General features: G+C 46.0%; 1 protein-coding gene. It reads right to left on the reverse strand.

Annotated elements, in window-relative coordinates:
- Positions 1-165: 165 nt before the first annotated feature.
- Positions 166-4,917: a hypothetical protein gene (locus IT291_10085; protein ID MCC6221575.1), complete on the reverse strand. Its 4,752-nt coding sequence runs from the start codon at positions 4,915-4,917 to the stop codon at positions 166-168.
- Positions 4,918-5,117: the final 200 nt, after the last annotated feature.

The raw sequence follows: 5,117 nt of genomic DNA on the forward strand, positions 1-5,117 counted from the left end.
AAGAAATATATTATATATGTTGCACCTCAATCATGCATGCGGCAATTCTGGAAGATCCGTTACAACTCCCACACCTCGGGGTAGCACCACTCGTACCCACACTGTCTAAAGAATGGGGTCCACCTCAAGGATAGGAAATAGTCAATATCCATATACTACGCAATATTAAGGAAGGATGGGACGAATTACAACCTGATGCATATTGTCATTCTCTATGGTGTTTGAGCCAATTTCCTCAACCTCGAACTTTATACCGATGTCATTGGCAATCCGATCAAGATGCCGCTGCATGATTTTGTACGATGTGCGTTCGCGCATGCTCGCATATATTGGTATGACTTTGCCTCTTTTAAGATAATTCTCATTATATAAGTTAGTAAAAGCGTTAAGCATTTTGCCAGCCGCTAATTTGCTATCCTCAACTACAGCAAAATCAGCAACATAGACTACTGGCTCTTGCTTTCCAAAGCTATCGCCATCATCATAACTAGAATCCCCCATCTTACCTTCATACGCAAACAAATATCCTCTCATTCTACCCTCAGGATCGGTGTACTTAACGCTTAGGTTTGGCCGCTCCTTTTGGGTGTTGTTTATCGCAACTGCAATTAGCCCATTTTCCATGTTGTGCAGATATTCAATCAAACTACGATTGTCATGATAATCCTTGCCTTCAATGTAGGACACTGGCAATGCATCAGTAAAAGAGAGTGCGCTAACTCCTGCAACTCCCACAGACTTATTATTCAATCCCGAGCGCTCAGGCGTGTCGAGATCGCTAGCCACTGTCCTCACTCTAGAACTACTAGCTCTCCCATCCAGCTTCAACTCATAGACATCTGCATCTACCTTATCTGAATAACCAACAGGAGCTAGGGGTATGAAATTGTTCTCTGCCTGTGGCAAGTGCTGAAGAGCATCGGAATTTCTCATTCCAATTACAACTGCATCGGTCTTAAGTCCTTGTTGTTTGCCATACCTATTCATATACTCAAAGAAAAAATCTCTGTAGGACGCTTCTATTATCTTGGCATATTTGCTGTCCCGATAATTCGGCGCCACCTCCACATTGTCACAAGCAAGAACCGTTTTAGTTTCCCGCAGCACATCTTGTGGCAATATTTGCTCTATCCGAGCTTTCGGTAGGTTGGCCTCTTTAATGATTTCAGCCACCGATTTGCCGACATCCTTATCCATAGTTAAAACACTTTGCGCAATGGTTCTCTTCTTCCCATCTCCATTGTGAACCTCCACCGTAAATAATGCGGTGTTCGGGTTAAACATGTAAATATTATTCTTGCCAGAGCCAAAATGCATACAACAGGCTGTGTCGTTTCCAGCGAGAACACCCTCGGGACTACTTTTCGGATGAATTCTCGCTACTACCGAAATATCCCTGCCACCGGCGCGAGCATTTAGCTCCTTTCTTCCTAAAAGATCCTCTAGAGCAATTTCGACCTCTTTAGATATATCGCTTCCATTAAGATATTGCTTTACCGCATTAGATCCCATATTTCCGTTTTCACTAAGCACTTTATTACTTTCTTGAAAAAGGCGTGCTGCGTTGCTTTTGTTCCAGTGGGTAACATCACTCCGACTACCTAACGCATCTCTAAGACGTTCTCTTACCGATAGGTCTCCGCTACTTTCTGACCTAAATTTATACACTACTTCAAGCGGGCTAAATACCTGCACCTTGTCTAGTACACCATCTACTAAAGCATTGCGCAGTTCCTTAGCAGTTAGATCCAAGTGGGGAATATCAATATAGTTAGAGGGTTTCTTCGAATCATGTAAGGCACGTGGAGTGTGATCCTCATCATCTTGGAGGCCAAGGAAACTCTCAGGCTCTCTCCAGAACTGCGTTACCTTATTCATATCGACACGGCTGTCTTTATGAAAGGCTAACTTATTTACAAACCTATAAAGAGAATCGTGTCCCTCGGCCTTTAGCTCCCTTAAGTCGTCCAATATCTCAGCGTCGTTCATCAAGCGCCTAAGTCCATCATATCTTTTTAGGTTACTCCACGAGCTAAACACCTCCTTTTTCGAACTAAGTATCGTCGCAAGTTCCGAGAGATCGGCAAGATCCTTGTACCGACTAGCCACTTCAAGAGTTTCATTAACCCGCTCTAAATCCAATGCATTGGCTATTGAATTTAATTCATCGTGAGCGCTGCCTGACTCATATCTCTGGTCGTCATTTCTAACTTGTTGCAAGATATTATTATAGAAACTTTCCGCTGAGATTCCGGAGCTTCGATAACACCTCAGAATATCGTTCATTGAATATAGCGCGTCGTGGATTGAGGTGTCGGGCGTCTTTAGATATGCAAACATCCGATCATACCCAAACACATCAGCAGCACTCCTGAAATTATTTGCCGACGTCCAATCGGACCAATTGGGACTCTGCTTACTCAATATGTCAAATGCCTCCTTAAGATCCACATTCCTATTTGCAAACTCGATGCCCGCGCGCTTTAAAATCTCCGCATCGACAGGGTCAACAGCTGCCACACCTCCTAGCATCGGAGAAGCAATTTCTTCGCGCGACAAACGCAAATGTTCAGAAGGTGTTTTGCCAAGGTATTTGACGAGTTTCTCGTGATCCTTGCAGAACTCATATAGCTCCCCAAGTGTTCCTATGGAAACGTCACTCACTCCTATTAGATCTCGTAAACCAACGGGCATTAAGTCGCGAAATTCCGCAATTGGAGTATCAAAGTTTAAATCAGATGGTGCTAGCGATAGGCGAGCTTCATAACCACGACCACGCACGATAAGCCCATAAGCAATCTCACTGAGCTTCAAATCAACGAATGCGAGACTGTGCTCAAAGATGCGCTTGAAAGGGACATACTCATCGTCTATCAACTTATTGGCAATTTTCGGATCCAACCCCCGAAGATGCCCGAGATTGTTCGCAAGCGTCGCGAGCTCTCCAGCATTCAGAAGTGTAATTGCAATATCATTATGATTCAAATTCCTAAACTTATTCAAATTCCCAAAAACGGCTTCGAATTGTCCAGCTCTAAGTAGCTTGTCTACTACATCAGCATGCAGTGACTCGTCGATGCTCCTAAGTATTATATCGACACTAGTAGAAGTAGATATGAAACTGGAATGCTCGCTATAAGTAGCATCGATTAGCCTAAAGGCCACCTCAGCGTTCAGGTTGGAACATCTGCGAATATTATCCAGAACAGCTCTAAATTTACCAGCATCGATGAGCATAAGTGCAGTATTGCAATGTAATGTTTGATCGACTCTAGAAAGCCAGCGCGCCACCATGTCAGTATCTTCTCCGGTACCCCACTTAGGGAGCTCCGGCAGAGTTGCTGCTTCAGCTTGCCGAGGTTCAGGTGTTAACTGTGGTTTGATTTTTGTAGCTGCCCGAGCTCCAACGGCTCCCTGCATACTTCCCCTTACCGTGCTTGCTACCTCTTGCACTAACTCCTCATAAGTGAGATCGCGTCCCTCGATATTAGCGCGAAGATTAGCGGCACAGATACCTACGCCGAGATCCGCCATTGATTCAGAACCAAACGCGATACCTTTTGCCACAGCATTCCCTAAACCATCTCTCATTGCCGTGCTACCGCCGCCGATGCTACCTGCAACGCCCCCTACCGCAATATCAAGCATGGCGTTACGGGCAATGTGGCTAACGCTAAGACCTCTTTCCTGCATGAAGCCCGAAAAACGCAACTCTCTTTCCTCCACCGGCAAGTGATCAAAAGCGCTGTTAAACTCCTTAACCGCCGCGACATAGCGCTCCCCTGTGTTTAGCGCGGTAGATGTTACAGCCGCGCTACCTCCGGTAGCTGCGCCCGTTATCGCGCGTCCAACAAGACTAACAGAGTTGCTAAGCAAGGGAGTTAGCTGCGAAGCAGCGCCGACACCAACTGCCATGGATGCGGCAGAAACGGCTGCGGTTTTAGCATCGCTCAGCGTATTCAATCCAGCATCACCAAACGCTTTGGCAGCACTCTTACCATTATGAGCCATTTCCGACAGAGCTTTCGCGACATTGCTAATCCCACCGGTAGCGCTGCCTGCACCAAACCCTGCACCAAATCCCACCGCTCCCGCCGCAACAGCACCATAACCAGCTGCCATCATAGCCCCAGCAGCTCCTCCAGTTGCAATCGTCGCTCCCGCAACTACAGTTGTATTTCGCACAACGGTAGCCGTGGTCGCCGCTTTTTCATACCACTGAGTTACATTCTCATGGCCATGCACTGAGCCCTCGAGACTGCTGGAATATCGCTGTAGAGCATTCCTGTTAACGTGAGTCTTATTGCTGACTTCCTTAGCAGCTTGCCTAAAAGCTTCCTGAGCCTGAGAAAATTTGACTTGCGCCTCGGCGTTTTTCTCCTGTCGAGCGAGCAGTGCTCCCTCCTGTTCAGACTCAAGCCCCTGATTTAGGAGGATTTTTGAATTAGCGAGTGACTTTTGCAAATCGTCACAATGTTTTTTTTGTGCCTCATAAAAATCCTTAGCAGCCTGCAGATCGCTCTTAAGTGCGCTTTTTCTTCCCGCTGCCCAATCCCACAAATCAGTCTCAGTTAAATCCTTTTCCAATTGCCCTATTCTCATTTGGGCGTGACTTAACTTCTCGTTGGCGACCTTAGCAGTCTCTCCAAAGTCTTCTTGCAGTCTATGAAGGTCATTAGAACGAGTTTCACTTTTTAAGGAAGCAATCTCGCTAATCGGCTTCTCGTCACTTAAATCGGAGTCGGCCTGCTCATTTTGTTCGCAGGAGATAGGGCTAGAAGCTAATTTGAGCTCGTTAACTTTTAAAGCATTAAGCTCGTAAGCCTTATTTGAAGGATATACGGCCAATGGGGGCTTAATTTCAGTATTGGCAACGCCAATACATTGAGTATTGCTGTCCTTAATCTTTATTGACATTGAAGTATGGTAAAAAGCACTTTTAACCCCATAACATTACTGTTATGGGCGAATGTTACTTTTTCGTGCCACCCCGCAGTCCCAGAATCTCCCACGAGCAAACGCTAGGCATGGCATGGAAGGGGAACATAATGCCCTCCAAATTCCACGCGTTAAGAGAGTCTGGCGGTTCCAGGGCCGTATTTGGCCAAAGCCAAGAT

It is taken from the genome of Deltaproteobacteria bacterium (assembly GCA_020845775.1).
In the GTDB taxonomy this organism is placed as follows: Bacteria; Bdellovibrionota_C; UBA2361; order SZUA-149; family JADLFC01; genus JADLFC01.